This window comes from Streptomyces sp. NPDC051555 (genome assembly GCF_044454405.1).
Classification (GTDB): domain Bacteria; phylum Actinomycetota; class Actinomycetes; order Streptomycetales; family Streptomycetaceae; genus Streptomyces.
Genome location: NZ_JBITDP010000010.1, coordinates 35,377 through 57,712, shown reverse-complemented (window position 1 = coordinate 57,712; position 22,336 = coordinate 35,377). Strand labels below are relative to the sequence as shown.

General features: G+C 74.9%; 15 protein-coding genes. 5 read left to right on the top strand and 10 right to left on the bottom strand.

The window, feature by feature from the left end; genetic code table 11:
- Positions 1 to 647: 647 nt before the first annotated feature.
- Entirely contained in the window at positions 648 to 1,109 is a 462-nt protein-coding gene (locus ACIBEA_RS21295) for a GntR family transcriptional regulator (RefSeq protein ID WP_399263106.1), read from the top strand.
- A gap of 19 nt (positions 1,110 to 1,128) precedes the next feature.
- Here the strand turns inward: ACIBEA_RS21295 and ACIBEA_RS21290 are convergent, their stop codons facing one another.
- From ACIBEA_RS21290 to ACIBEA_RS21250, 9 genes are all read right to left on the bottom strand, one after another.
- A complete protein-coding gene (locus ACIBEA_RS21290; RefSeq protein WP_399263104.1) occupies positions 1,129 to 1,839 on the bottom strand; it encodes a hypothetical protein in 711 nt (236 codons plus the stop codon).
- 97 nt (positions 1,840 to 1,936) lie between these two features.
- Positions 1,937 to 2,857 carry a LysR family transcriptional regulator gene (locus tag ACIBEA_RS21285; RefSeq protein ID WP_399263102.1) on the bottom strand — a complete coding sequence of 307 codons (921 nt, stop codon included), beginning with the start codon at positions 2,855 to 2,857 and terminating at the stop codon, positions 1,937 to 1,939.
- Positions 2,858 to 3,018: 161 nt separating this feature from the next.
- Complete coding sequence (locus tag ACIBEA_RS21280; RefSeq protein WP_399263100.1) at positions 3,019 to 3,942, bottom strand: lipase family protein; 924 nt, start codon at positions 3,940 to 3,942, stop codon at positions 3,019 to 3,021.
- A 490-nt stretch (positions 3,943 to 4,432) separates the two neighbouring features.
- Entirely contained in the window at positions 4,433 to 5,125 is a 693-nt protein-coding gene (locus tag ACIBEA_RS21275; RefSeq protein ID WP_399263098.1) for a formyltransferase family protein, read from the bottom strand.
- The gene (locus tag ACIBEA_RS21270) at positions 5,122 to 8,256 is read right to left on the bottom strand and encodes a non-ribosomal peptide synthetase (RefSeq protein WP_399263096.1); all 3,135 of its coding nucleotides are present in this window, start codon (positions 8,254 to 8,256) and stop codon (positions 5,122 to 5,124) included. Before ACIBEA_RS21270 ends, ACIBEA_RS21275 begins: the two co-directional genes overlap by 4 nt.
- The gene (locus tag ACIBEA_RS21265; RefSeq protein ID WP_399263094.1) at positions 8,256 to 9,326 is read right to left on the bottom strand and encodes an NAD-dependent epimerase/dehydratase family protein; all 1,071 of its coding nucleotides are present in this window, start codon (positions 9,324 to 9,326) and stop codon (positions 8,256 to 8,258) included. Before ACIBEA_RS21265 ends, ACIBEA_RS21270 begins: the two co-directional genes overlap by 1 nt.
- Positions 9,323 to 11,359 carry a fatty acid CoA ligase family protein gene (locus ACIBEA_RS21260; RefSeq protein ID WP_399263092.1) on the bottom strand — a complete coding sequence of 679 codons (2,037 nt, stop codon included), beginning with the start codon at positions 11,357 to 11,359 and terminating at the stop codon, positions 9,323 to 9,325. The genes ACIBEA_RS21265 and ACIBEA_RS21260 overlap by 4 nt, the downstream gene beginning before the upstream one ends.
- 5 nt (positions 11,360 to 11,364) lie before the next feature.
- Positions 11,365 to 12,237, bottom strand: a complete 873-nt coding sequence (locus ACIBEA_RS21255; RefSeq protein WP_399263090.1) for a hypothetical protein — start codon at positions 12,235 to 12,237, stop codon at positions 11,365 to 11,367.
- 3 nt (positions 12,238 to 12,240) lie between these two features.
- Entirely contained in the window at positions 12,241 to 13,302 is a 1,062-nt protein-coding gene (locus tag ACIBEA_RS21250) for a 3-oxoacyl-ACP synthase III family protein (RefSeq protein ID WP_399263089.1), read from the bottom strand.
- Between the two features lie 389 nt (positions 13,303 to 13,691).
- Between ACIBEA_RS21250 and ACIBEA_RS21245 the strand changes: the two genes are divergently transcribed.
- The 4 genes from ACIBEA_RS21245 to ACIBEA_RS21230 all read left to right on the top strand — a co-directional run bounded on the left by ACIBEA_RS21245 (position 13,692) and on the right by ACIBEA_RS21230 (position 21,654).
- Complete coding sequence (locus ACIBEA_RS21245; RefSeq protein ID WP_399263087.1) at positions 13,692 to 15,116, top strand: non-ribosomal peptide synthetase; 1,425 nt, start codon at positions 13,692 to 13,694, stop codon at positions 15,114 to 15,116.
- 134 nt (positions 15,117 to 15,250) lie between these two features.
- Positions 15,251 to 18,517: an amino acid adenylation domain-containing protein gene (locus ACIBEA_RS21240; RefSeq protein WP_399263085.1), complete on the top strand. Its 3,267-nt coding sequence runs from the start codon at positions 15,251 to 15,253 to the stop codon at positions 18,515 to 18,517.
- Positions 18,514 to 19,791 (top strand): acyl-CoA dehydrogenase family protein, encoded by a 1,278-nt coding sequence (locus tag ACIBEA_RS21235; RefSeq protein ID WP_399263083.1) that lies wholly within the window; start codon positions 18,514 to 18,516, stop codon positions 19,789 to 19,791. The genes ACIBEA_RS21240 and ACIBEA_RS21235 overlap by 4 nt, the downstream gene beginning before the upstream one ends.
- Positions 19,792 to 19,845: 54 nt before the next feature.
- Positions 19,846 to 21,654 carry a non-ribosomal peptide synthetase gene (locus ACIBEA_RS21230; RefSeq protein ID WP_399263081.1) on the top strand — a complete coding sequence of 603 codons (1,809 nt, stop codon included), beginning with the start codon at positions 19,846 to 19,848 and terminating at the stop codon, positions 21,652 to 21,654.
- Here ACIBEA_RS21230 and ACIBEA_RS21225 read toward each other — a convergent pair.
- Positions 21,651 to 22,256, bottom strand: coding sequence for a TetR/AcrR family transcriptional regulator (locus ACIBEA_RS21225; protein WP_399263079.1), 606 nt, complete (start codon positions 22,254 to 22,256; stop codon positions 21,651 to 21,653). The two genes, ACIBEA_RS21230 and ACIBEA_RS21225, sit on opposite strands and share 4 nt — an antisense overlap.
- Positions 22,257 to 22,336 lie beyond the last annotated feature (80 nt).

Below are 22,336 nucleotides of genomic sequence, written 5' to 3'. Positions count from 1 at the left end.
CGTGGGCGTACCGCGCCTCGTCCGCCACGCATGCATTCACGATCTTCGATTGACACCGGAATAACAGGAGGACCATAACAGCAGCCACCGTGATCCTTCGGCGGCGGGGGAGCTTTCTTGCTAATCGACCACGCGGGCCCACTAAAAACTGTCCATAAAGACGATATTGGCCCCGACGGGCCAGTAAGAGGCGTACGGCCCTTGCGGATCCGGATCCGGCCCTTTGGTCCCGCGAATTACGGGACCAAAGGACCTCCCGGGACGGGGCCTTTAGTCCCTGAACATCGCGATTCCGCGCCGGCCTCCCCCGACTTTCCGCCTTTCCCGTGCCGCAGGTCCGTACGGCCGACCGGCCGGTCGGCCCCTTGGCCACAGGACTGTCGACTCGGGTTCGGGCCGGTCAACCAAAGGCTAGAAACGCCCATACCGACAGAAAGCCCACGAGAGTCCGAAAGGTGATGCGGCGCTGAAATGCAACCTCACCATTCGGCGTCGAGATCACACATCCAGGACCTACGGCCCTTCCCCTCATCGTGAATCTGGCACCACCCTGTAAGGAAATTCGAGCAACTCGCCAGATCTCCGGGAGGACGAATAGTGTGCGACGAGCCCGCCGGCCCGCGGAACCGCGCCACCGGGGCCGGACGATGAACGGCCCCACCGCTCCCGCCCGGCGCCGGGCGGGAGCCGGACCTCGCTACCAGCGCGTCGCGGACGCCCTCCAGCAATCGCGCGGCCCCGCACCGAGCGTCGGGGAGATCGCACGGCTCTACGGGGTCTCCGTCACGACCGCGCAGTTCGCCCGCCGGGCCCTGCACACCCGGCAGGGCGTCGGGCGCCGCCGGATCGTGAGCACGCACGCGATGGTCCTGGTGCACGGCGAAGGCCCGCTGTGGCACCGGGTCGCCGCGGACCTCCGGCGCGGGATCCTCTCCGGCCGGCTCAGCCGCCGCCTCCCGCCGCGCGTGCGGCTCGCCGCCGATTACGGGGTGAGCGTGTACACCGTGAACCGCGCGGTCGGCGAACTCGTCTCGCAGGGCCTGCTGCACATCCTGCGCGGCGCCACCTGGGTGGTGGCGCCCCAGCGGCGCCCCCCGTTCACCCCCTGACCCGACCTGGCCGCGGCCCTCACCCTCGGGCGGGGCCCACCGTGATGTGCTGCGCCGGGTCCGTGGTGTCGCGGATGGTGTACTCGGCCGAGATGGCGGCCGAGGTGATGGACGTCGGGCAGAAGAAGGAGCCCTCCAGCTTCACCGGGATCGCCGCTTTGTCCAGGACGACCGCGGGCTCCGCTGCCGCCCCGGGCCGCCAGCCGGCCCGGGCGGTCGCGGGGCCGCCGGGCGCCGCGGTGGCCGAGCAGGAGAGCAGCCCGCTGGTCCGCAGGACGAAGCCGCCCGCGGGGATCGACAGCCGGGCGGTGGCCGGAGCGCCGTGCTGGAGCAGTACCTGCCAGGGGCCGTGGTCCTCGTTGGTCTCGACCGCGACGCGCAGGCCCGGTGCGTCGGTGGTGCAGTCCTGGAAGACCGGCGGGGTGATGCGCAGGGCCACCGGGCCGGCCGGGTCGGTGTGCGCGGCCCCGGCCGGGACCGTGTTGTGGACGGCGTCCTCGCCCGGGAGCGAGGAGGAGCGCGCGCAGGTCACGGTGATCGGCCCGGCCTCGAAGACCACGGGCTGCGCGGCGACCGCCTCGAAGCGGTGGCCGGCCGGCGAGAGCGAGGTGGCGGCGGCGCTCGGGGCGGCCTGGGCGGTCGCCGGAACGACGGCGACCGCGGTGGCCAGGGCCAGGCAGAGGGCGGCGGGAACGGTGGAGGCTAACCGGAAGTTCTTGATCGTTTCCATGAGTTGAGCATAAGAATTCCCGATGATCTTGAGCAGGGCCGAACGTCCTCCCGCATCAGGGTAGTTGTGCCATGAACGCCAACGCCCTGACGGAACGCTACTGGTCAGAAGCGTCCGGAGTGGCGAACAGGTCCTGGAGGGTCTGGGTCGCCAGGTTGAGCAGCCAGGTGTGGGCGGCGTCGTCGTCGTAACGCTGGTGCCAGAGCAGATAGAGAGGTACGGGCGGCAGCTCGAACGGCAACGGCAGCATGGTCAGGCCCAGTTGGTCGCGGGCGGAGCGGGTGACCGCTTCGGGGAGGGTGACCACGACGTCGGTGTCACGGGCGAGTTGCAGTGCGGTGTCCGTCGCGGGGGCGGAGACGATGACACGGCGCTCGTGGCCGAGGGCGGCGACGACTTCGTCGACCCGGTCGCGCAGTTCTCCACGCCGGGAAACGGTCACGTGATCAGCGGCCGCGTACCTCTCGACGGTCACCGGCCCTTCGGTCAGCGGATGCCCCGCTCGGAGAGCGAGGATGATCCTGTCCCGGCCTATGAGGCGGTGACGGATGTCGGGCTGAGGCGGCGGTCCGGCACTGGAGGCCACATCGACCTCGCCGCGACGCAGCTCAGGGCTGTCGTGGCCCGGCTCGACCGTGAGACGCATCTTCACCTTCGGGGCTTGGCGGTGCACCGCGGCGACGAGGGCGGTCCCGCAAGCGGTGGTGAGGGCGTCGTGCAAGCGAACGGTGAACACCCGCTCCAGCCCCGCCAGGTCGAGGTCCGTACGGGAGGACAGCAACTGGTGAGCCTGCTGTACCAGCACATGGACCTCCGTGCGCATGGCCAGTGCGCGAGGGGTGGGCGTCATGTTGCGTCCGGTGCGCACCAGGATCTGGTCACCGGTGGCTTTGCGGATACGGCCCAGGGATCGGCTCATCGCCGGCGCGGTGACGTGGAGCCGGTCTGCGGCTCCGGCCACGCTGCCCTCTTCCAGCAGCGCGTCCAGGGCCGTGAGCAGGTTCAAGTCCAATTGCATGTCAGTCACTATACAAGTGGGAAAAATGCACTTGCTGTTAACAGTAGGGGCCTTGGACGGTGCTGTCCGCCGCCCGGTGGCTCCGTCCGTGCGGGGCGCGTGCGAGGGCTCCCGGGCAGTGGGGTGCACCGGCCGGGAGCCCTCGGGGTACGGCGTATCGGTCAGGCGCAGTTGGACGGGGCGGGACGGCCCGCGAAGCGGTCCGCGATCCAGCCCAGGTACTCCGACTCGGCGACGTCCGGGATCGTCTGGTGCGTCGCGCCCTGGTACTTCGTGTACTCGACCGGCCGGTGGAACCCACAGGCCCGCTTCACGTACTCGTCGGTGGAGTTCGGGTTGATCACGGTGTCCGCCGTGCCCTGCATGACCAGGACCGGCGCCACCGAGGCGACCAGGCCCGCCGTGTTCTCGCGGAAGCGCTGGTGCCAGACCTCCGGCACCGCCGACAGCGGCTGGAACAGGGTGTCGAGCTTGCCGACGTTGCCCACGTTGTTCTGGATGACGTCGGAGAAGTGCTCGATGCACGCCACCCCGTCGCCGCGCAGCGCCTCGAGCCCGGCCGGCTTCAGCACGTCCGTGGCCTTCAGCTCGGGGTAGGCCGCGAGGAAGCCCCGGTAGACGTTGATGCGCAGCGCCGCGTTGTGCGCGGCGGAGGTGGCGTCGGTCGGGCCGGGCAGGACCAGGCCGCGGAAGTCCGGGCCGAGGTTGGCGGCGGGCGCGAGGGCCGCGATGCCGACCACGTCGGTCTCGGGCGTGTACGCCTTGTAGTTCTGCGCGATGAAGGTGGCCGCGCCGCCGCCCTGCGACCAGCCGAGGACGGCCGCCTTGTGGTTCGCGTGGGTGGTGGCGATCTGGCGGGCCGCCCGCACCGAGTCCAGGACGTTGTTCGTCTCCGTGACGGCGACGGTGTACTGGTGCACGCCGGGGGTGCCCAGGCCCTGGTAGTCGGTGCCGACCACGACGTCACCGGAGTCCAGGAACTGCGTCAGCGCGGGCACGCCGACGTCGATGCCCCAGGGGCTGTCGTAGGTGAAGTAGTCCACCAGGTCGGTGGCCGGGTTCGGCACCGCGGAGGGCGCGCACATGCGCGGTCCGCCCACGGTCCCGTGGGCCCAGGCCGCCACGTTGCGCCCACCGCGCGGGGCAGGGGCGTCGGGCCAGGCCACGATGCCCGAGACGGCGACGCGGGTGCCGTTCTGGAGGGTCGAGTGGTAGAGGATCCGGCAGGCCCGCGCGCCGTCGGGGGCGTTGACGCGGCGGGCCCAGATCAGGTCGCCGTGCTCGCCCTCGGGCAGCGGCGACGGCGGGTCGTAGAACTTCTCGCCCGCCGGGCCGATCGGTACGCCCGGGGCGCACAGGCCCCCCCGCCGTCCGGGTTGGTGCGCGCGGTGGCGGTGGCCGCGGTGGCCGCCGTACCACCGCTCAGTGCGATCGCCGCTGCCACACAGGCCGCGGTGACCGCCGAAAGGCGTCGTCTCATGCTCAAGTCCATTCGCTCGGTGCCGGACGAGAGACTAGGGAGAAGGACAAGAAATGTCACCAACTATGCCTATTCGTATCATTTGTGTCGTATCTTCACCCCTCCGGCTCCGGGGGCGCGACCAGGGCCCGGGCCACCTCGGGTGCGTGGGCCGCGAAGGGGCCGAGGTCCGTGGCGCGGGCGTAGGCCGGGTGGTCCCGGTGGTCCGCGAGCCGGTCCAGGGCGCGGACGCCGTAGTAGGCGGACGGCGCCCGCGGCCCGCGGGGGGAAACGGCCGGGGCGGCGGCGCCCGCCACCACGTACGGGAGCTGCTCCTCGAAGAGTTGCTGGCAGGCCCGGATCCCGCGGAGCATGACCTGGTGGTAGCGGGCGTCGGGGGCGATCGGGAAGCGGTGCTCGGCCAGTACCGGGCCGGTGTCGATGCCGGCGTCGACCTCGTGGAGCGTGGCGCCGTACTCCGGGTCGCCGTGCAGCAGCGCGAACAGCAGGGCCACGGAGGGCAGTCCGCGGTGCTGGGGCAGCAGGCCGTTGTGGACGTTGAGGATGCGCAGGCCCCGGGAGAGCAGCGGGGCGCGCAGGATCCGCCGGTTGTTGAGCGACCAGACGATCCCGTCGGTGCAGGCGGCCGCGAGGGTGGCGGCGCAGGCGTTGACGTCGGGCGCGTCCAGGTGCGGGGCCCCGGCCGCGTCGCAGGGGTCCGTACAGCACACGAGGTCGACGGGATGGCCCCGGTCGGCGGCGTGCCGTACGGCCCGGCGCAGCAGGGCGCCGTCTCCGATGAAGATCATGCGGGCACCTCTTCCCTGGCGGTCTCGATGTGGGCGCAGACCTGATCGAGGGTCACTTCGCGGACCAGCGACTCCAGTGCGCCCATGAAGCGGTCGGCCTGGGCCCGGGTCAGCAGGTCGGACGAGACCGCCGTGAGCATCTCGATCAGGGAGAGCGAATCGCCGCCGAGGTCCTGGAAGTCCGCACCGGGCGCCAACGCGGCTCCGGCGTCCGTCCCGAGCACCGCGGCCCAATGCCCCGCGACCCGGGTCCGGAGATCGTCCGGCTCGGGGGCCGTCGGGTGGCCGGTGAAGGGGTCGGGGAGGGCGTCGAGGTCGGCCTTGCCGGTGACCGTGCTCGGGATCTCCTCCACCAGGACGAGGTGCGTCGGGACCAGGTGTGCGGGCAGGCGGCGGGCCGCGTCGGCGCGCAGGAGCGCCGCGAGGTCCGGGAGAGCGGGGAGGGCGGGGGCGTCCGGGCCGGGGGCGCGGGGGACGACGTACGCACACAGCACGGGTGCGGCGGCGGGCGTCCGGCGGCGGGCGGTGACGACGGCCCGCCGCACGGCCGGGTGGGACTCCAACGCGGCGACGGTCTCGGCGGGTTCGACCCGGTGACCGGCGATCTTGAGCTGTCCGTCCACGCGTCCGGCGAAGGCGATGGAGCCGTCCGGGAGCCGCCGCCCGAGGTCACCGGTGCGGTAGCCGCGGGTGCCGTCGGGGTCCGTGGTGAAGGGGGATCCGGGGTCGTCGGGCGCGGTGCCGAGGTAACCGCGGGCGACCTGGAGGCCGCTGACCACGATCTCGCCGGTCCGGCCCGCGGCGCCGGGCCCGGTGCCCACGCGGGTGCCGTCCGCCGCGACGAGGTCGACGCGGGCGTACGGGCCCGGCGTGCCGAGCGGGACGTCCGTGGCGCCCTCGGCGAGGTCGTCGTCGCCCACGACGTGGGCGAGGCAGCCGACGGTGGCCTCGGTGGGCCCGTAGCCGTTGATGATCCGGCAGTCCGGGCCGAAGGCGGCCCGTGCCGCGCGCGCGGCGGCCGGGGTGAGCGTCTCGCCGCCGAGCAGCAGGGTGCGTACGCCCGGCCCCGCCGTGAGCAGCGGCAGGTGGGACGGGGTCAGGGCGAGGGTGTCGGCCCGGTGTTCGGTGACCAGGCGGCGCAGCACGGCGCGCGAGGGGGCGCCGGGTGCGAGGACGGCCGTACCGCCCGCGAGGAGGGGCAGGAACAGCGGGAAGCAGGAGATGTCGAAGGCGTAGGAGGAGACGAAGCCGAAGCGGGTGGTGTCGGTGACCCGGCAGAGGTCCGTCATCCAGCGGACGAAGCCGACGAGGCCGGCGTGCTCGATCTGTACGCCCTTGGGCCGGCCGGTGGAGCCGGAGGTGTGCATGACGTAGGCGAGGTCCCCGGCGGCGGGGCCGGGTCCGGGCGGCGGTGTGCCGTCGGGCAGGTCGGGCACGTCCTCGGCGGCGAGGGCGGGGCAGGGGGTGAACCGGTCGAGCCGGTCCAGGAAGTGACGTTGGGTCAGGCACAGCCGTGCGCCGGTGTCCCGCAGGACCTCCTCGATCCGCGCGTCGGGGTGGGCCGGGTCAAGGGGCAGGTAGGCGGCGCCCGCCTTGAGGATCCCCCACAGGGCGGCGACCCCGGCCGGGGAACGATCGACGACCAGGGCGACCCGGTCCTCCCGGCCGATGCCGCGGGCGTGCAGCGCGGCGGCGACGGCGTCGGAGCGCCGGTCGAGCGCGGCGTAGCTGATCGGGCCCTCGGGCCCGTCGAGAGCAGGGGCGTGGGGCGTACGGGCGGCCCGCGCCCGGAAGAGGTCCACGACGGTGGGCCCGGAGCCGGGGGCCGGGTCGACGGTCCGCGGTTCGGCGGCCGCGCGCGGGGAGACGGTCCGCGGGAGGACGACCTCCGGGGCGGCGGGTCGGGCGAAGGCGGCGGGGGTCGCGGCCGGGCCGGTCAGCCGGGCCAGGGTGTCGTCGAGGAGGCGGGCCGCGCGCTCGGCGAGACCGGGGCCGCCGCGCACGCCCATCGTCACCTCGGTGCGGGCCGTGCCCGCCGACCCCGTACCGGTCTCGGCGGCGACCAGGGAGACGGGCACCAGCGGCGCGTGGACGGGCAGGGCGTGGACGGCGGTGGCGGTGAAGCCGCCGCCCCGGTAGTCGTGCAGGTCCAGGCGGCCGAGGTGGGAGACGACGGCGGTGGCCAAGTGCCGGTCGGTGCGCGTCGCGACGGCCTGGGCGGCCCGCAGCAACACGGCGGTGACGGCCTGCGGGAGCCGCGCCGCCGCGCCCTCGAAACCGGTGGCGCACTCCCGCCCCTCGGCGAGGGCCGTCAGCAGCTCGGTGTGCGCGACGGTCCACTCGGTACCCGGGCGCAGGTCCAGGAAGAGGGGCAGGGTGAGGTTGCCGGTGGCGGCCAGGTCGGGGTCGTAGCGGCGCAGATCGGCCGGGACCATGACCCGCGCGGAACGCCCGGTGGTGTCGGCGAGGGCTTGCGCGAGGCGGGCCGTGAGGGCGGGGTGGTGTCCGGCCAGGGTCCGGCGCAGCCAGAGGGTGCGCCGGGGGCCCCGCTCGCCCCGGTCGCCGCGGCCCAGCGGCGAGGGGCGGTCCGGTGCCTGGGTCGGGCGCCGGTCCCGGCAGCCGAGGCGGCGCAGCAGGCCCTGGTCGGTCTCGGGGTCCGCCGCCGGGCGGGCGGCGTCGCCGCGCAGGCCGCGGAAGACCTCCCGTACCCAGAGCAGGGCGCCGTGACCGTCCATCAGCGCGTGCGAGGCGCTGAAGACGAGGGTGCAGCGGGCCGCGTCCAGGCCGGGGACGACGAGGACCTCGCAGCCGGGCGGGTCGGTCGGGTCCGTGTGCCCGGTGAGCACCGCGGCGTCGAGGACGCCGTCGTACGGGTCCGCGGGCGCCGCGTACCGCAGGCGCGGCGGCGGCCCCTCGGCCCGCCACAGCCCGTCGGCGGCGACCAGGCCCGACCCCGGGCAGGACCCGGCGGCCCGGGTCAGGGCGGCCCGCAGGTCATCGGGGTCGGGCAGGCCCTCCCCCTCGACGACGATCCGCAGGGCCATGTCCCCCCGCGGATCCCCCGCGGCGAGGTACAGCCGCTCGGTGGCGGAAACGGGCCGCCAGTACGGGCCCGTTGTCGGGTCGGTCATCAGGAGGTGTCTCCTCGTCGGGGCTGCCGGGGGGTGGGGCGGGTCCAGGAGCGGGGGCCGCCCAAGGCCTGCACCCAGGGCAGGAGTTCGCTCAGCCCTTCGGGCTGGCTGCGGGGGGCCGCGTAGCCGAGGTCGCGGCGGGCGGCGGAGGTGTCGTAGGTGGTGGACCGGGTGAGGAGGGCCAGGGCGTAGCGGCTCAGCGGCGGGGAGGTGCGGCCCGGGCCGGGGCGCAGTCGCCACAGGGTTTCGACGGTGGCGGCCAGGGCGCGCCCCGCCACGAGCGGGACGCGCGGCGTCGGCGGCGCGCAGCCGAGCTCGGCGCCGACCCGGGTCAGGAAGGCCCACAGGTCGGTCACCTCGCGGTCCGCGACGAAGTACGCCTTGCCGCCGACGCGTTCGGCGGGAGCCGTCGCGGCCCGCAGGCAGGCGTCGACCGCGTTGTCGCTGTGGCACAGGGAGACCATGACGCGCTTGCCGCCCGAGAGGTCGGGCAGCCGCCCCGCGTGCATCGCGCCGATCAGGGTCGGCAGGAAGCCCGCGCGGTCCCGGGTGCCCCAGATGCCGCGCGGGCGCAGGGCGCAGGTGGTGAACTCCGGGGTGTGGGCGGCGAGTACGTCCTGTTCGGCGCGGGCCTTGGTCGCGCTGTAGGGGTGCAGGAACCGGGTGGGGTAGGGCGCGCTCTCGTCGAGGCCGAGCCGGTCGCCCTCGCGGACGCGCATCAGCGCGCTGGGGCTGGAGACGAAGACGAACCGGTGGGCGCCCGCGGCCCGCGCCGCCGTGAGCAGCCGCCGGGTCCCGGCGACGTTCGCCTCGTGGAACTGCGCGTGCGTGCCGTGGTCGACGACCCGCGCGGCGCTGTGCAGGACGACGTCCTGGCCCCCGGCGGCCGCGCGCAGCGATCGCGGGTCGCCGAGGTCGCCGACGGCGAGTTCGAGTCCGGGCAGGGAGCGCAGCCGTTCGGTGTCGGCGCCGGGCCGCACCAGGGCCCGTACGGTGTGCCCCTCGCGCAGGCAGGCGTCGGCGAGGTGGCCGCCGAGGAAGCCGGTGGCTCCGGTGATCAGGATCCTCACAGGGACCGCCACCAGGTGGCGCCGTAGAGCATCGTGAGCCCGGCGGTGGCCGCGGGGCCGTAGCCGGCGGCCCGGCCGCGGGGCAGGGCCAGCGGGATCTGGACGGCGTGCCCGACGGTGCTGAGCGCGGCGTCGGTCCACCACAGCCAGCGCAGCAGGGGCACGTCGGGGGCGCCCGCGGTGGCGGCCCAGACGGCGCCGCCGAGCAGGTACGCCCAACCGGCGAGCGGGACGAGCCGCGCGGCGCGGGCGCGGGACCACAGCGGCGGGGGCGGCGCCAACTGCCGCTCGGCCCAGCGGGCGAGCTCCTCGCGGCCGATCTTGGCGTTGTGCCGGATGTCCACGGGGAAGGCCGGGTGGCGCAGGAATTCCTCGACCGGTTCGGTCGGGGCGTGGGCGGCGGCCAGGGCGCGCAGTTCGGCGGTCAGGTCCTGCCAGGCGGCCGGGTCGAGCGGCTGCGCGGTCTCCACGCAGACGACGGGACGGCGGGCCCCGGTCCCCGAGCCCGCGTCCACTCCGACCAGCGCGCTGCGGCGCACCAGCGGGTGGGCGTTGAAGATCCCCTCGCAGCGCACGGTGTGCAGGTCCTGGCCGTCGGTGCGGACCCGTTGCGCCTTGCGCCCGCAGAACCAGAGGTGGCCGTCGGCGTCGAGGTGGCCGAGGTCCCCGGTGCGGTGCCAGACGACGGGTGCTCCGACGCCGTCGGCCGGGTCCTCGTACGTCTTGTGCAGCGCGTCGGCGCGGGGGTCGCCGTGGTAGCGCGGGCTGACGGACTCGCCCGCGACGAGTATCTCGCCGACGCGCCCCACCGGCAGCGGGGGTGTGCCGGGCGGCAGCCGGGGCAACGGGCCGTCGGTGACGGGGGCTATGCGCACCCGGGTGCCGGGGACGGGCCGGCCGACGCAGGTGCCGGCGCCCTCGGCGGTCCGGGCCGCCCGCTCGCCCAGGACCTCCTCGGACTCGATCGAGGTGATCGGCAGCACCTCGGTGGCCCCGTAGGTGACGTGGATACGGGCCTTCTCGTCCAGGACCGCGCGCAGCCGGGCGACCACCGCGTCGGGCACGGGCGCGCCGCCGGAGACGACGCAGCGCAGGTCGGGCAGGGGGTGCTCGCCCTCGTGGGCGGTGAGGTGGTCCGCGAGGTTGCGCAGCAGGGCGGGCGAGGCGAAGACCGTGGTGACGGCGAAGCGTTCCAGCGCGTCCACGAGCAACTCGGGGTCCGCCTGGGCGACCTTGGCCGGGGCCAGCGGGGCGAGGACGAGGGTGGAGCCGTAGACGAGGTCGAGCAGCCCGTAGAAGGGGAGGGTGACGAGCGAGGTGTCGTCGCGGCTCCGGTCGTGGGCGGCCTCGATCTGGCGGGCGATCGAGAGGGCCATGCGGTGGGTGTACTCGACCCCCTTGGCGGGCCCGGTGCTGCCGGTGGTGAACCCGATCATCAGCAGGTCGTCGCCGCCGACGGGGGCGGGGGCGGTGCGCGGTCCGGTCAGGGTGCGCAGCCGGGCGAGGGCGTGCGCGCCGAAGGCGCCCGTGCGGACGCCGAGCAGGCCGCGGCCCAGCGTGACGGGGATCCGTACGGCGGCGAAGGTGCGGCGGCCGAGCACGCGCACGAGGTGGGCGAGCGGCGGTCCGATGAACGCTTCGGCGCCGACGGCCCGGTAGCAGTGGAGCATCCGGCGCAGGCCCATGCCGGGGTCGACGACGACGGGGACGGCGCCGAGGCGGAAGAGCGCGAAGGCGAGGGCGAAGAGGTCGGGGCCGGGCGGTGCCATCAGGACCGTCTTGGTCCCGCGGGTGATCCCGGCCCGGGCCAGGCCGTGGGCGAGGTCCTCCACCGAGCGCTGTAACTGCCCGTAGGAGACGGTCCGGTAGCGGGGGCGGCCGTCGCCGTCGCGGGCGCCCGGCTCGGGGTGGATGACGGCGGCCCGGTCGGGGAAGGCCGCGGCGTTGCGGGCGAGGTGGTCGGCGAGGCCCTCGGCGCCCGCGATGCCGACGCCGACGCCGAGGCCCGTGCTCGTGCTCAGGTCCGCGTGCACGCGCTTCACCAGCCCTCGGGGGTGTAGCTCGCGCAGACCACGACGGGGCCCGCGCCGACGCTGACGAAGAGCAACCGGTCGCAGTCCCGGGGCCGTCCGGCCTCCAGCGCGCGCAGGTAGCCGAGCACGGGGGCGGCGGTGTGCGGCTCGGGCTCCGGCTCGACCTCCGGCTCCCGCTCCGGCTCGGGCGGTCCGATGACGAGGGTGCGGGAGAGGTCGAGGCCGAACTCCCGCGCGTAGTCGGCGACCGCGGTGGCGGCGAGGGCGCTGCGGCGGGCGCCGTGGCCGGGCTCGCGCCGGACGGTGATCAGGGAACGTCCGCCGCTGCCCATCCGGGTGGTGTCGAGGTAGCCCTCGCTGCCGACCGGGCCGTCGGGCGCGTAGTGGCGTACGGGACCGAAGCCGCTGTCGGGGTCGGCGCCGCGCTCCAGCAGCCAGGCGCCCGCCAGGTCGGCGTAGGGGTAGGCGGGGTCGCGGCGCGCGTCGCCGCCGGGGTGCACGTCGGCCGCGGTGATCAGGAGGCGTTCGGTGCTGCCGGTGTCGAGGAGCGCCTGGCCGACCTGTACGGCGCCCAGCACCCCGCAGGCACCGTTCATCAGGTCGAAGGAGAAGGCCGGGGCGGGGTCGGCGAGGTAGTCCAGGCTGATGCCCGCTTCCTTCTGGACCATGGCGGCGAGGGCCGGCTCGAAGGTGTTCGACTCCCGGTAGACGCCGACGTTGACGAGGACGCCGACGGAGGAGGCGGAGAGCCCCGCGCGGCTGAGGCAGTCGCGTGCGGCGCGCCCCGCGAGGACGACGGTGGTGGCTCCGGCAGTGCTCCCGGCCGGGCCCTCGACGGAGGGGTGTGCGGTGGCCGCGGTGGTGATGACCATGCCCATGGCTCAGACCCCCATGTTCGTGATCGTGGCGGACAGGGCGCCGGTCACCACGCCAGAGGCGGCGGGGACCAGCAGGAAGGTGGAACCGGTGCGGGCGGTGCCCGCCCGCAGGTGTTCGCGCAGGGTGAGGAAGTGGGAGGTGGTCGCGGTGTTGCCGAACCGCTCCACGACCGCGAGGGAGGTGGGCATCGGGACGCCGAACTCCCGCTCCCCGGTGGCGTTGACGTAGTCGATGAAGCGGGTGCCGACCTGGTGTTGGACGACGTAGTCGAAGTCCTCCGCCGCGAAGTCCCGGCCCGCCTTGGCCAACAGGTCCTGGTGGAACCGGGGCCACAGGGCGAGGCGGTCCTTGTCGTGCATCTTCTTGTTGTCCGTGTAGAGGGCGATGCCCTCGGTCCGGTCGCTGGGCATGCCCATGCACAGGTGCGAGTACTCGGAGCAGGTGAGCATCTCGACGTAGTGGATCCGGTCGGCCTCGTCGGTGGCCCGGTCCAGGATCACGGCGGCTCCCGAGTCGCCGACGGAGAGCGAGGCGAACTGCGGGTCGTAGGAGTCGCTCAGCTCGCGGGCGGCGGTCTCGGCGACGCGGGTCGCCTGCTCGCCGCTGACCACCAGGCCGGTGCGGACGGCTCCGGACCGGATCATCCGGTCGAGCACGTAGACGCCGGTCATCATGCCCGCACAGGCGTTGGAGACGTCGAAGTGGATCGCGGTCCGCGCCCCCAGCTCCCGGGCGAGCGAGCCGGCGAAGGACGGTTCGAAGGCGAAGCGGCCGCCGTCCTTGTAGCGGGTGATGGACGCCGATATGACGACGTCCAGGTCGGCGGCCTCGTAGCGGGAGACGGCCAGGGCGTCGCGGGCGGCCGACAGGGCCATCCCGAAGGAGTCCTCGCCCGCCTCGGGAGCGGGGTCCGCGACCCGGCGTTCCACGACTCCGGTGATCCGCTGGACGTCCACGCCGTGGAGGCTCTCGGTCCGTCCGATCAGGTCCCGGGTGGTCAGCGTGCCCGCCGGTATGTGGGCCCCGAGGGCCTCCAACCGGCTGCCGCACTCGGTCGTACTCACGTGTGTCTCCAGTGCTGGACGTGCGTGCGCGGACGTCGCGGGGGCAGCGTCGGCTGCCGCGACGGCCGCGCGGAAAGGGTGGGGTGGGGGGTGCTTACTGGTGACAGAAAGCGAAGTTACCGTAACGTACGGACTTGCGGACTCCGCTCCAGAGCGCCCCAAAAACGGGCCAGAGCAATGAATACCGGCCAATCACCGCATAGTTGCCATTACGCCAAAGGTCGGGTCTTTGGGCCTGTTTGGCCACCAGAGCCCACCGGGGCTTCGGTCGCCCCCTTCCGACCGACCGGAACCGGACATGCTCGAACGGGCCGCCGATCACCGAAAACCTGTCCGGAATCGCCTGGTCCGTCTTGACCATTCCATGGCACGGGCGAATGGTCGGTCGCATGTTCACGGCCCGTTCACAGGTGTGGACCATCACCACCCAGTACCTCGACCGCTACCGATCCCGTGCGTCCGGCGCCGCCGCCGACGCCGACCGTCCCCTCCCCGTGACCGGCGCCCAGCGCCGCTTCCTGCTCGCCCGCCACCTCTCCCCGCACGGCCGGGCCGACCTCGTCCCGCTCTTCTTCCGCTTCCCCCGCGGCTCCCTCGACCTGCGGCGCCTCGACGCGGCCGCCGGGTACGTCGCCGCGGTCCATCCCGCGCTGCGGACCCGGCCCGCGGTCCTGGGCGGCGTACCCGTCCTGCTGCCGGTCGGCCCGCAGGAGCCGGGGGCGTACGTCGTCCAGCTCGGCGGACCGGACCGCGCACCCGGTGGCCACGGCAAGGGTGGGGGCGCCGGGGGCGGTGGCTGCCGCGCTGGTGACCTGCTGCGGGCGGCGCTCGCCGGGTGGGGCGAGGGGCCGCCGCTGCGGCTGCTGTCGGCCCCCGCCGACGGGGCGGAGGGCGAGGAGGACCAGGAGGTACTGGCCCTCGTCATGGACCACGCGGTCTGTGACGAGCGGTCCATCGGCCGGATCATCGCCGACCTCTCCGAGGGCTACACCCACGGCCTCGGACCGGACGACCTGCCCGCCGCCCGGGCGCGGGAGGCGCTGCGCGCCTACCGCGGGGCCGTGCACGCCCAGTTGGCGGTGGAGGAGGCGGCCTCCGGGCCCGCCGCACTGGCCCATTGGGCGCGACGGTTGTCCGGCCTCGCCGCGGCGGGCGGCCGGAGCGGTTCGCCCGTCCCGCCCGGTCCGGGTGACGGGGGCAGCGACGTCCTGTCCGCCCGGCTGCCCGAGCGCTCGGGCGGGGGCGACCACGGCCGGGGCCCCGACTCGGCCCTGCGCTTCCCCGCCCTGCTCGCCGCCTGCGACCGCGCCTCGCGGGTCCTGTACGGGCGCGGCCCGCAAGGCCCCGCACCCCTGCTCGGCTACGCCTGGGGCGGCCGCCCGCCCGGCGCCGAGGACGTGGTCGGCGCGTTCCTCAACACCGTCCCGTTCCTGGCCCCGCCCGCCACCGACCACCGCTCCGGCGTGGAGGGGGACGCCGTCTTCGAGCTGTGGTGCGCCGACCTCGAACACGCCGACACGCCCTTCGACGAGATCGTGCGCGCGGCCCGCGGCGCGGATCTGCCGTGGCCCGGCCGCTTCGACGGCCTGCTCACCTTCGAGGACCGTGACCTGCGGCCCGCGCTGCGCCTCGGCGGGGTGACCGGCGTCGAGACCCACGTCGACGGGCGGCCGCTCCAGGCCCCGCTGACCGTCGCGCTCGCGCACGGCGCGGACGCCCGGGTCCGCATGGCCTGGGAGCGCGCCGCCTTCCCGGACGGGGCGCCCGAGGCGGCGTTCACCGCGCTGCTCGCCGCGCTGCCGCCGGGCGCCTGAGGCTCCGCCCTCCCCCGCTCTCCCCCACCGCCGCACCCCGGACTTCCGGCCCACCGGAAGTGCCCTCCGGCGCGCCCGCATCCGCGTCCGCGTCCATCCATCCATCCCTCTCGGCAGAGGAACGCGAACCGACCATGTTCGAGCTGTCCCCGTCCCAGGAAATCGTCTGGCTGCACGAGCAGATGTCGCCCGGCAGCCACGCCTACAACTTCACCGCCACCATCGACCTGTGGGGCCCCCTCGACGAGGAGGCCCTGGTCGACGCCCTGGCCGAGACCTTCGCCCGACACCGCGGCCTGCGCCTCGAACTGGTGCCGGGCGACCCCGGCGACCTGCCGCGCCAGCGCGTGAACGAGCACGCCGGGCCCCGGGTGGGCCGCGCCGATGTCAGCGGGCACACCGACCCCGAGGGCGCCTTCGCCGAGCTGCTGCGCGCCGAGGCCGACCGGCCCTTCGAGCTGACCGAGGCCCCGCTGATGCGCTGGCTCCTGGTGCGCCTCACCGCGCGGCACCACCGCATCGTCCACGTGGAGCACCACCTGATCCACGACGGCCACTCCTTCACGACCCTGCTGCACGACGTGTTCACCGGCTACCGCACCCGGCTGCTGCCGGGCCCCAGGCCCGACGCGGAGCCGACGCACCGGCCGATGCCCCGCGCGGCGCGCTCGTACGAGGAGCACCTCGACGGGATCACCGGCCCGGGCGCCGGCGAACGACGGGCCGCCGGGCTGGAGTTCTGGCGCGAGCAGCTGGCGGGCGCCGCCTTCGACCTGCCGCTGCCGGGGCTGGCGCGGCCGGGCGTACGGCGCCGTCACGCGGGGGCCCAGCTGCGTCAGGCGGTCGGGGCGGACCTCGCCGACCGACTGCGCGCGCGCAGCCGGGCCGAGGGGCACACCGTCTTCACCACCCTGATGGCGCTCTTCGCCGAGCTGCTGCGGCGGCACAGCGGCCGCGCCGACCTCGTCGTGGGCACCGCCGTCGGCAACCGCCCGGAGGGCCACGAGAAGACGATCGGGATGTTCGTCAACACCATCCCGGTCCGGCTGCGGCCCGATCCGGGCGCCCCCGCGCGCGACCTCGTCGACGCCGTGACCGACACCCTGATCCGCTGTCTGCCCCACCAGCAGCTGCCCGTACAGGAGTTGACCCGCGACCTCGGGCTGCACACGGACGGGGCGGACAATCCGCTCTTCAGCGTGATGTTCAGCGCCCATGACGCCCCGCTCCCGCGGATCGACCTGCCGGAGCTGGAGATCGCCCTCTTCGAGGGGTTCAACACCGGCACCACCCGGTTCGACCTGGACGTGGTGCTGTTGCCCGACGACCGCCGCACGCTCGGCGGCAGTGGCGGTCAGCGGCCCGGCGCCGCCGGGATGACCCTGGTGTGGGACTACGACCGGGACCTCTTCGCCGGGGACACGGTCGCGCTCCTCGCCGAGCGGTTCCTCGCCCTGCTGCGCGCCTACCTCGCCGAACCCGGTGCGGCCCTGGCCGCCCTCGCCCCCACCGCTCCCGCTCCTGTCCCCGCTGACGATCCCGCTCCCGATCCCGCCGCGGACCTACCCGACCTGCCCGACCTGGCCCACCTGCTCGCCGGGCACCCGCGCGGTGCGACCGCGCTCGTCGCGGGCGCCCGGTCGCTGACCTACGCCGCCCTGGACCACGAGGTCGCGGCGCTGGCCGAGCGGCTGCGGGCGGCCGGTGTCACCGCGGGGATGCCGGTGGCGGCCGTACTGCCGCGCGGGGTGGACGCGGTGGTCACCCTGCTGGCCTGCCTGCGGACGGGCGCGGTGTACTGCCCGCTGTCCCCGGCCGATCCGGCCGCCCGACTGGAGGCGCTGCTGGCCCGGCTGCGGCCCGCGCTGGTGCTGACCACCCGCGAGAGCCCGGCGGGGCTCCCGGCCGGAGGGTTCCCGCTGGCGCTGCTCGACGACCCGAGCGGCAGCGGCTGCGCCCCGGACTTCCCGGACGCACGGGCGGCGGCGCTGGTCGAGGGGGCGGCGTACGTCATCCACACCTCGGGTTCGACCGGGCTGCCCAAACCGGTCGTGGTGGGCCGCGGGGCCCTCGCGCACCACGCGGCGGCGGTCGCCGAGCGGTTCGCGCTGACGGCCGACGACCGGGTGCTGCTCTTCGCCCAGCCCTCGTTCGACGTGGCGCTGGAAGAGGTGCTGCCCGCCCTGCTGGCCGGGGCCTGCCTGGTGTTGCCGCACCGGGAGGTCCCGACGGGGGCCGAGCTGGGCGCCGTACTGGCCGCGCGGCGGATCACCGTCGCCAACCTTCCGACCAGCTATCTGCTGGCCGTGCGGGAGGAGCTGTGCGCGGTGCTCGCGGAGGGCCTGTGGACGCCGCGGCTGCTCGTGGTCGGCGGCGAGCGGCTGCCCGCCGCCTCGCTCGCGCCGCTGTTCGCCGCCGCCGACGGGGCGGGCACGGGCTCCGTCACGGTCCTCAACGCCTACGGGGTGACCGAGGCGACGATCACGTCCACCGTGCAGGAGGTCACGGCGGAGGACCTCGCGGAGGGCGGGGAGGTCGCGCTCGGGACACCGCTGCCGGGCGTCACCGTGCACGTCCTGGACGGTTCGGGTCGCTACCCGCTGCCGCCGGGCGCGGTCGGCGAGCTCGCCATCGGCGGGGCGGGCCTGGCGGACGGCTATCGGGGCGACGACGGGGCCACCGCGGAGCGCTTCGTCACCGTCGCCGCGCTCGGCGGCGCCCGCGTGTACCTGACGGGCGACCTCGGTCACCAGGACCGCGCCGGGCGGCTGCGTTTCCTCGGGCGCCGCGACCACCAGGTCAAACTGCGCGGCTACCGGATCGAGTTGGAGGAGGTCGAGGCCGCCGCCTCGGCCGAGCTGGCGGGGCGACCGTGTGCGGTGGTCCTGGACCCCGGACCGCCGGCCGGCCCCCGGCTGGTGGGCTTCGTACGGGCCGGAGCCGAAGCGGTGGACCAGGCCGGCCTGCACCGGGCGCTGGGCGCGCGGCTGCCCGCCGCGCTGGTGCCCGGCCAGTGGCTGGAGCTCGATGCGATCCCGGTACTGGCGGGCGGCAAGCCCGATCGGGTGCGGCTCGCACGGCTGGCGGCCGAGGCCGGGCGGGCCCGCGCGAGCGAGGCGGCGCAGGCGCAGGCCCGGGCCGGGCGGACGGCGGGGCCGGACGATCCGGTCCTGGAGGTGCTCGGGGACGGCTGGCGGTACGTGCTGGGGCACGACCGCTTCACCCCGTCCTCCCACTTCTTCCAGGTCGGCGGGCACTCGCTGCTGGTCGCCCAGCTCTCCGCCTGGCTGGCGCCGAGGCTGGGCCACCGGCGCCCGCCGCTGCACGTACTGCTGCGCCACCCGGTCCTGACCGATCAGGCCGAGGCGCTCAGGAAGTTCGATGCGGAGGCGCGGCGATGACCACAGCGCGAGTGAACGGGCTCCGAAGCGGGCCCCGAACCGGCACCGGCGGCCCGGTGTCACCGTCCTGCGTCCTGGAGGGCGAGCACGGCGAACTGACCGACTCCTTCCGGTCGTTCATCGCACGGGAGTTGGTCCCGCTGGCGGCCGAGCTGCCGGAGGACTGCGACCTGCCGCCCACCGAACTGCGCGACTGGGTGCGTCGGCGGTCGGCGGCCCTCGGTTTCTACGCCGGGGACCATCCCGAGGAACTCGGGGGCTCGGACGTGCCGTTCTCGGCCGTCGTCCAGCTGCACCACGCGGCGGGTGCGAGCGGCTGCCCGCTGGCGCCGTACGCCCTGGCCGGTTCCGACGGGCCCAGCCCGCTGCTGCGGGCCGGCACCCCGACGCAGATCGAGCGCTACCTCGCCCCACTGGTCCGGGGGGAGGCGCTGCGGTGCCTGGCGCTGACCGAACCGGACGCGGGCTCGGACGCCTTCTCCCTCGCCACCACGGCTCGGCGCACCGGGGACGGCGGCTGGACCCTGTCCGGGCGCAAGACCTTCGTGAGCCACGCCGACCGCGCCGACTTCGCCCTGGTCGTCGCGACCGTCCCCTTCGACGGGGAGGGCGGGGAAGGCGGGGAAGGCCGGGAAGGCAGGCCGAGCGGCACCCATCCGGTCGGCGGACCCACGGCGTTCATCGTGCCCATGGACACCCCGGGGCTCCGGATCGGCCAGCGCTTCGCGGGCATGTCGGGCGAGCCGCTCTTCGAGCTGCTGCTGGACGGCGTACGGCTCGGCGCCGACGCGGTGGTCGGCGGTGAGCCGGGCATCGGCGCGGCCCTCGGCCAGGGGATGGACAGCCTCTCGCGCGGGCGGCTGGTGGTGGCGGCGCAGTGCAACGGCATCGCCGAGTACGCCCTGGAGCTGGGCGTCGCGCACGCCCGCGAACGCCGGGCCTTCGGCGCGCGCATCGGGTCCTACCAGCACGTCCAGGAACACCTGGTGACCAGCCGCGCGGAAGTGGAGGCGGCCAAGCTGCTCACGCTGGCCTGCGCCCGGCTGGTGGACGGGGGGACGGAGCTGCCGGAGCACGCGGCGCTGGCCAAGCTGACCAGCTCCGAGACGGCCGTCCGTGTGGTGGACCGCAGCCTGCGGGTGCACGGCGCGGGCGGCTGGGTGCGCGGCCATCCGCTGGAGTTCCTGTACCGGCACGTCCGGATGATGACGATCATCGAGGGCACCTCGGAGATCCAGAAGGTCATCGTGGCCCGGGCGATGGGCCTGGCATGACGCACGCTCCCACTCCTCCTCCCTCCTTCTCCGCTTCGTCACCGAGGAACCCGCATGTCTCCTGACCCCCTCCCCCCGGCCGGCATCGTGGCCCGGGTGGCCGCGCACGCCCTGGCCACCCCTGACGCCCTCGCGGTGCACGACGGCCGGAACGACCTCACCTACGCCCAACTCATCTACTCCACCTCCGAGTTGGCGAAGACGCTGCGCTCCCGCGGGGTCGGCCCCGGCTCGGCCGTCGGGCTGCTGGTGCCGCATTCGGTACAGGCCGTGGTGGCCCAGCTCGCCGTGTGGTGGGCCGGTGGTCACTACGTACCGCTCGATCCCGACCACCCCGACGAGCGCATCACCATGACACTGCGGGAGACCGGCGCCGCCCTGACGGTCGGCGACGCCGGTCTGCTCGCCGACTCCCCCGTCGCCGCCGAGCACTCCCTGCCGCTGCCCCCGGCCCCGGTCCTCCCGCGCGACCCGGATGCGCTCGCCGCGGTGGCGGAGCCCGCGCCGCACGATCCCGACGCGACGGCCTACGTCCTCTACACCTCCGGCTCCACCGGGCGGCCCAAGGGGGTGGCCCTCACCCATCGGGGCGCCGAGTCGATGGCCACCGGGCTGCCCTGCGACCCGCTGCGCCCGGGAGACCGGATGTTGTTCCACTCCCCCATGGCCTTCGACGCCGCGGCCTTCGAGGTGTGGGCCCCGCTCGCGCACGGCGCGACCGTCGTCGTGTGCGCCACCGGGCGACCCGCCGTGGAGCACCTCGCGACCGAGGCGGCGCACCTGGGCGCCACCGTCGTCTTCCTCACCACGAGCCTCTTCCACCACCTGGCCGCGCGGGATTCGGCGTTGTTCGGGCTCGTACGGACGGTGGTGACCGGTGGTGAGGAGCTCTCCGGCGCCCACGCCCGCCGGGTCCTGCGCGTCCGCCCCGACCTGGAGCTGGTCAATGCGTACGGGCCCACCGAGGCCACCACCTTCGCCACGTCCCACCGGGTCCACGACGCGGACTGCGCCGGCGCGCCGCCCCTCGGGCACCCGCTGCCCGGGGCGGGTGCGCACGTCCTGGACGGGCGACTGCGCCCGGTGCCGCGGGGCGCCACCGGCGAACTCTGGCTCAGCGGAGCCCGCTTGGCCGCGGGGTACGTGGCCCAGCCCGCGCTGACCGCGGAGCGGTTCGTCGGGCCGACCCCGCGGGACGCCCGGCGCTACCGGACCGGCGACCTGGTCTCGGTCCGCGCCGACGGCGCCCTCGTCTTCCACGGCCGCACCGACGAGCAGGTCAAGGTGCGCGGCCACCGTGTGGAGCCGGGCGAGGTCGAGCACGTCCTGTTGCGCCATCCCGGGGTCCGCGAGGCGGTCGTGGTCGTGCGCCGGTCGTCGGTGGAGGACGCCCGGCTGACCGCGTTCGTCGTCCCGGAGGCCGCTGCCCGCTGCGACACCGTCGCCCTGCGCGATCACGTGTCCGCGCTGCTGCCCGCCCATCTGGTGCCCGGCACCTGGGTGTTGACCGACGGCTTCCCGCTCACCGGCAGCGGCAAGGCCGACCGCCGCGCGCTGGCGCGGGACCCGCTCCCGCCGGTCCGCACCGGCGACCGGCCCGCCGCCGAGCCCGCTCGGGTGTCCCTCTCGCCGGTGCAACAAGTGGTGGCCGACGCCTGGTCGTCGGCGCTCGGCCTGCCCGTGGACCGGCCCGACGCGGACTTCTTCGCGCTGGGCGGCCATTCCCTCCTCGCCCTCACCGTGGTCGAGGACCTGCGCCGCGACCTGGGGGCGGAGACCGCGCTCGCCGCGTTCTACGCCGACCCGACCGTGGCGGGCCACGGCGCCCTCCTCGAGGCCGCCCTCCGGGAGGAGCTGCGCTAGGGGGTGCTGGTGCTGGTGCTGGTGCTGGTGTCGGTGCCGAGGACGCTGTCGACGTGGGCCGCGAGTGCGGCCCGCAGGTCGTCGGGGGTCATCTTCTGGCGGTCGATCAGGTGCGCGACGAGGTCGGCGCGTACGGCGGCGAGCAGTGCGTGAGCGGTGAAGTCCGCGTGGTGGACACCGGGCACTTCGCCCAGCTCCGAGCGCAGGGTGTCGTGCCACCAGCCGTAGTGGTCGGCCTGGTAGGGGCTGCTGAGTCCGGCGTCCTCCGCGGCCGACATCAGGTTCCGGTTGTCGATCTTGAAGCTGAGCAGGGCGTCGAGGAGCTCCCGCACGCGCCGGTGCGCCGAGGATCCGGCCGCCTCCTGGGCTTCCCGTACGGCTTGCCGCAGGGGTTCGAGGCGGGACGCGATGACGGCACCGATCAGGCCGGCACGGTCGCCGAAGCGGCGGAAGAGGGTGCCCTTGCCCACGCCCGCGGCCGCGGCGATGTCGTCCATCGACACGCTGTGGGGGCTGCCGCTGGTGGCGAAGAGGGCGTCGGCGGCGGCAAGGACGGCCTCGCGGTTGCGCAGGGCGTCCGCGCGCTCCGGGCGCTGGGTCATGGGTCCTCCGTGGTCTTCGGCCCGTCCGCGGTGTGGCGTCCGACCGGCCGGAGCGTGTCGTCGAGCCAGTCGAAGATACG

What these genes read in the sequence shown, in the direction of transcription:
- ACIBEA_RS21245 (WP_399263087.1), top strand. Translation starts at nt 13,692, where the DNA reads ATGTTCACGGCCCGTTCACAGGTGTGGACCATCACCACCCAGTACCTC.
- ACIBEA_RS21235 (WP_399263083.1), top strand. Translation starts at nt 18,514, where the DNA reads ATGACCACAGCGCGAGTGAACGGGCTCCGAAGCGGGCCCCGAACCGGC.
- ACIBEA_RS21280 (WP_399263100.1), bottom strand. Translation starts at nt 3,942, where the DNA reads ATGTGCGCGCCCTCCGCGGTGCCGAACCCGGCCACCGACCTGGTGGAC.
- ACIBEA_RS21275 (WP_399263098.1), bottom strand. Translation starts at nt 5,125, where the DNA reads ATGATCTTCATCGGAGACGGCGCCCTGCTGCGCCGGGCCGTACGGCAC.
- ACIBEA_RS21270 (WP_399263096.1), bottom strand. Translation starts at nt 8,256, where the DNA reads ATGACCGACCCGACAACGGGCCCGTACTGGCGGCCCGTTTCCGCCACC.
- ACIBEA_RS21285 (WP_399263102.1), bottom strand. Translation starts at nt 2,857, where the DNA reads ATGCAATTGGACTTGAACCTGCTCACGGCCCTGGACGCGCTGCTGGAA.
- ACIBEA_RS21255 (WP_399263090.1), bottom strand. Translation starts at nt 12,237, where the DNA reads ATGGGCATGGTCATCACCACCGCGGCCACCGCACACCCCTCCGTCGAG.
- ACIBEA_RS21225 (WP_399263079.1), bottom strand. Translation starts at nt 22,256, where the DNA reads ATGACCCAGCGCCCGGAGCGCGCGGACGCCCTGCGCAACCGCGAGGCC.
- ACIBEA_RS21240 (WP_399263085.1), top strand. Translation starts at nt 15,251, where the DNA reads ATGTTCGAGCTGTCCCCGTCCCAGGAAATCGTCTGGCTGCACGAGCAG.
- ACIBEA_RS21295 (WP_399263106.1), top strand. Translation starts at nt 648, where the DNA reads ATGAACGGCCCCACCGCTCCCGCCCGGCGCCGGGCGGGAGCCGGACCT.
- ACIBEA_RS21230 (WP_399263081.1), top strand. Translation starts at nt 19,846, where the DNA reads ATGTCTCCTGACCCCCTCCCCCCGGCCGGCATCGTGGCCCGGGTGGCC.
- ACIBEA_RS21290 (WP_399263104.1), bottom strand. Translation starts at nt 1,839, where the DNA reads ATGGAAACGATCAAGAACTTCCGGTTAGCCTCCACCGTTCCCGCCGCC.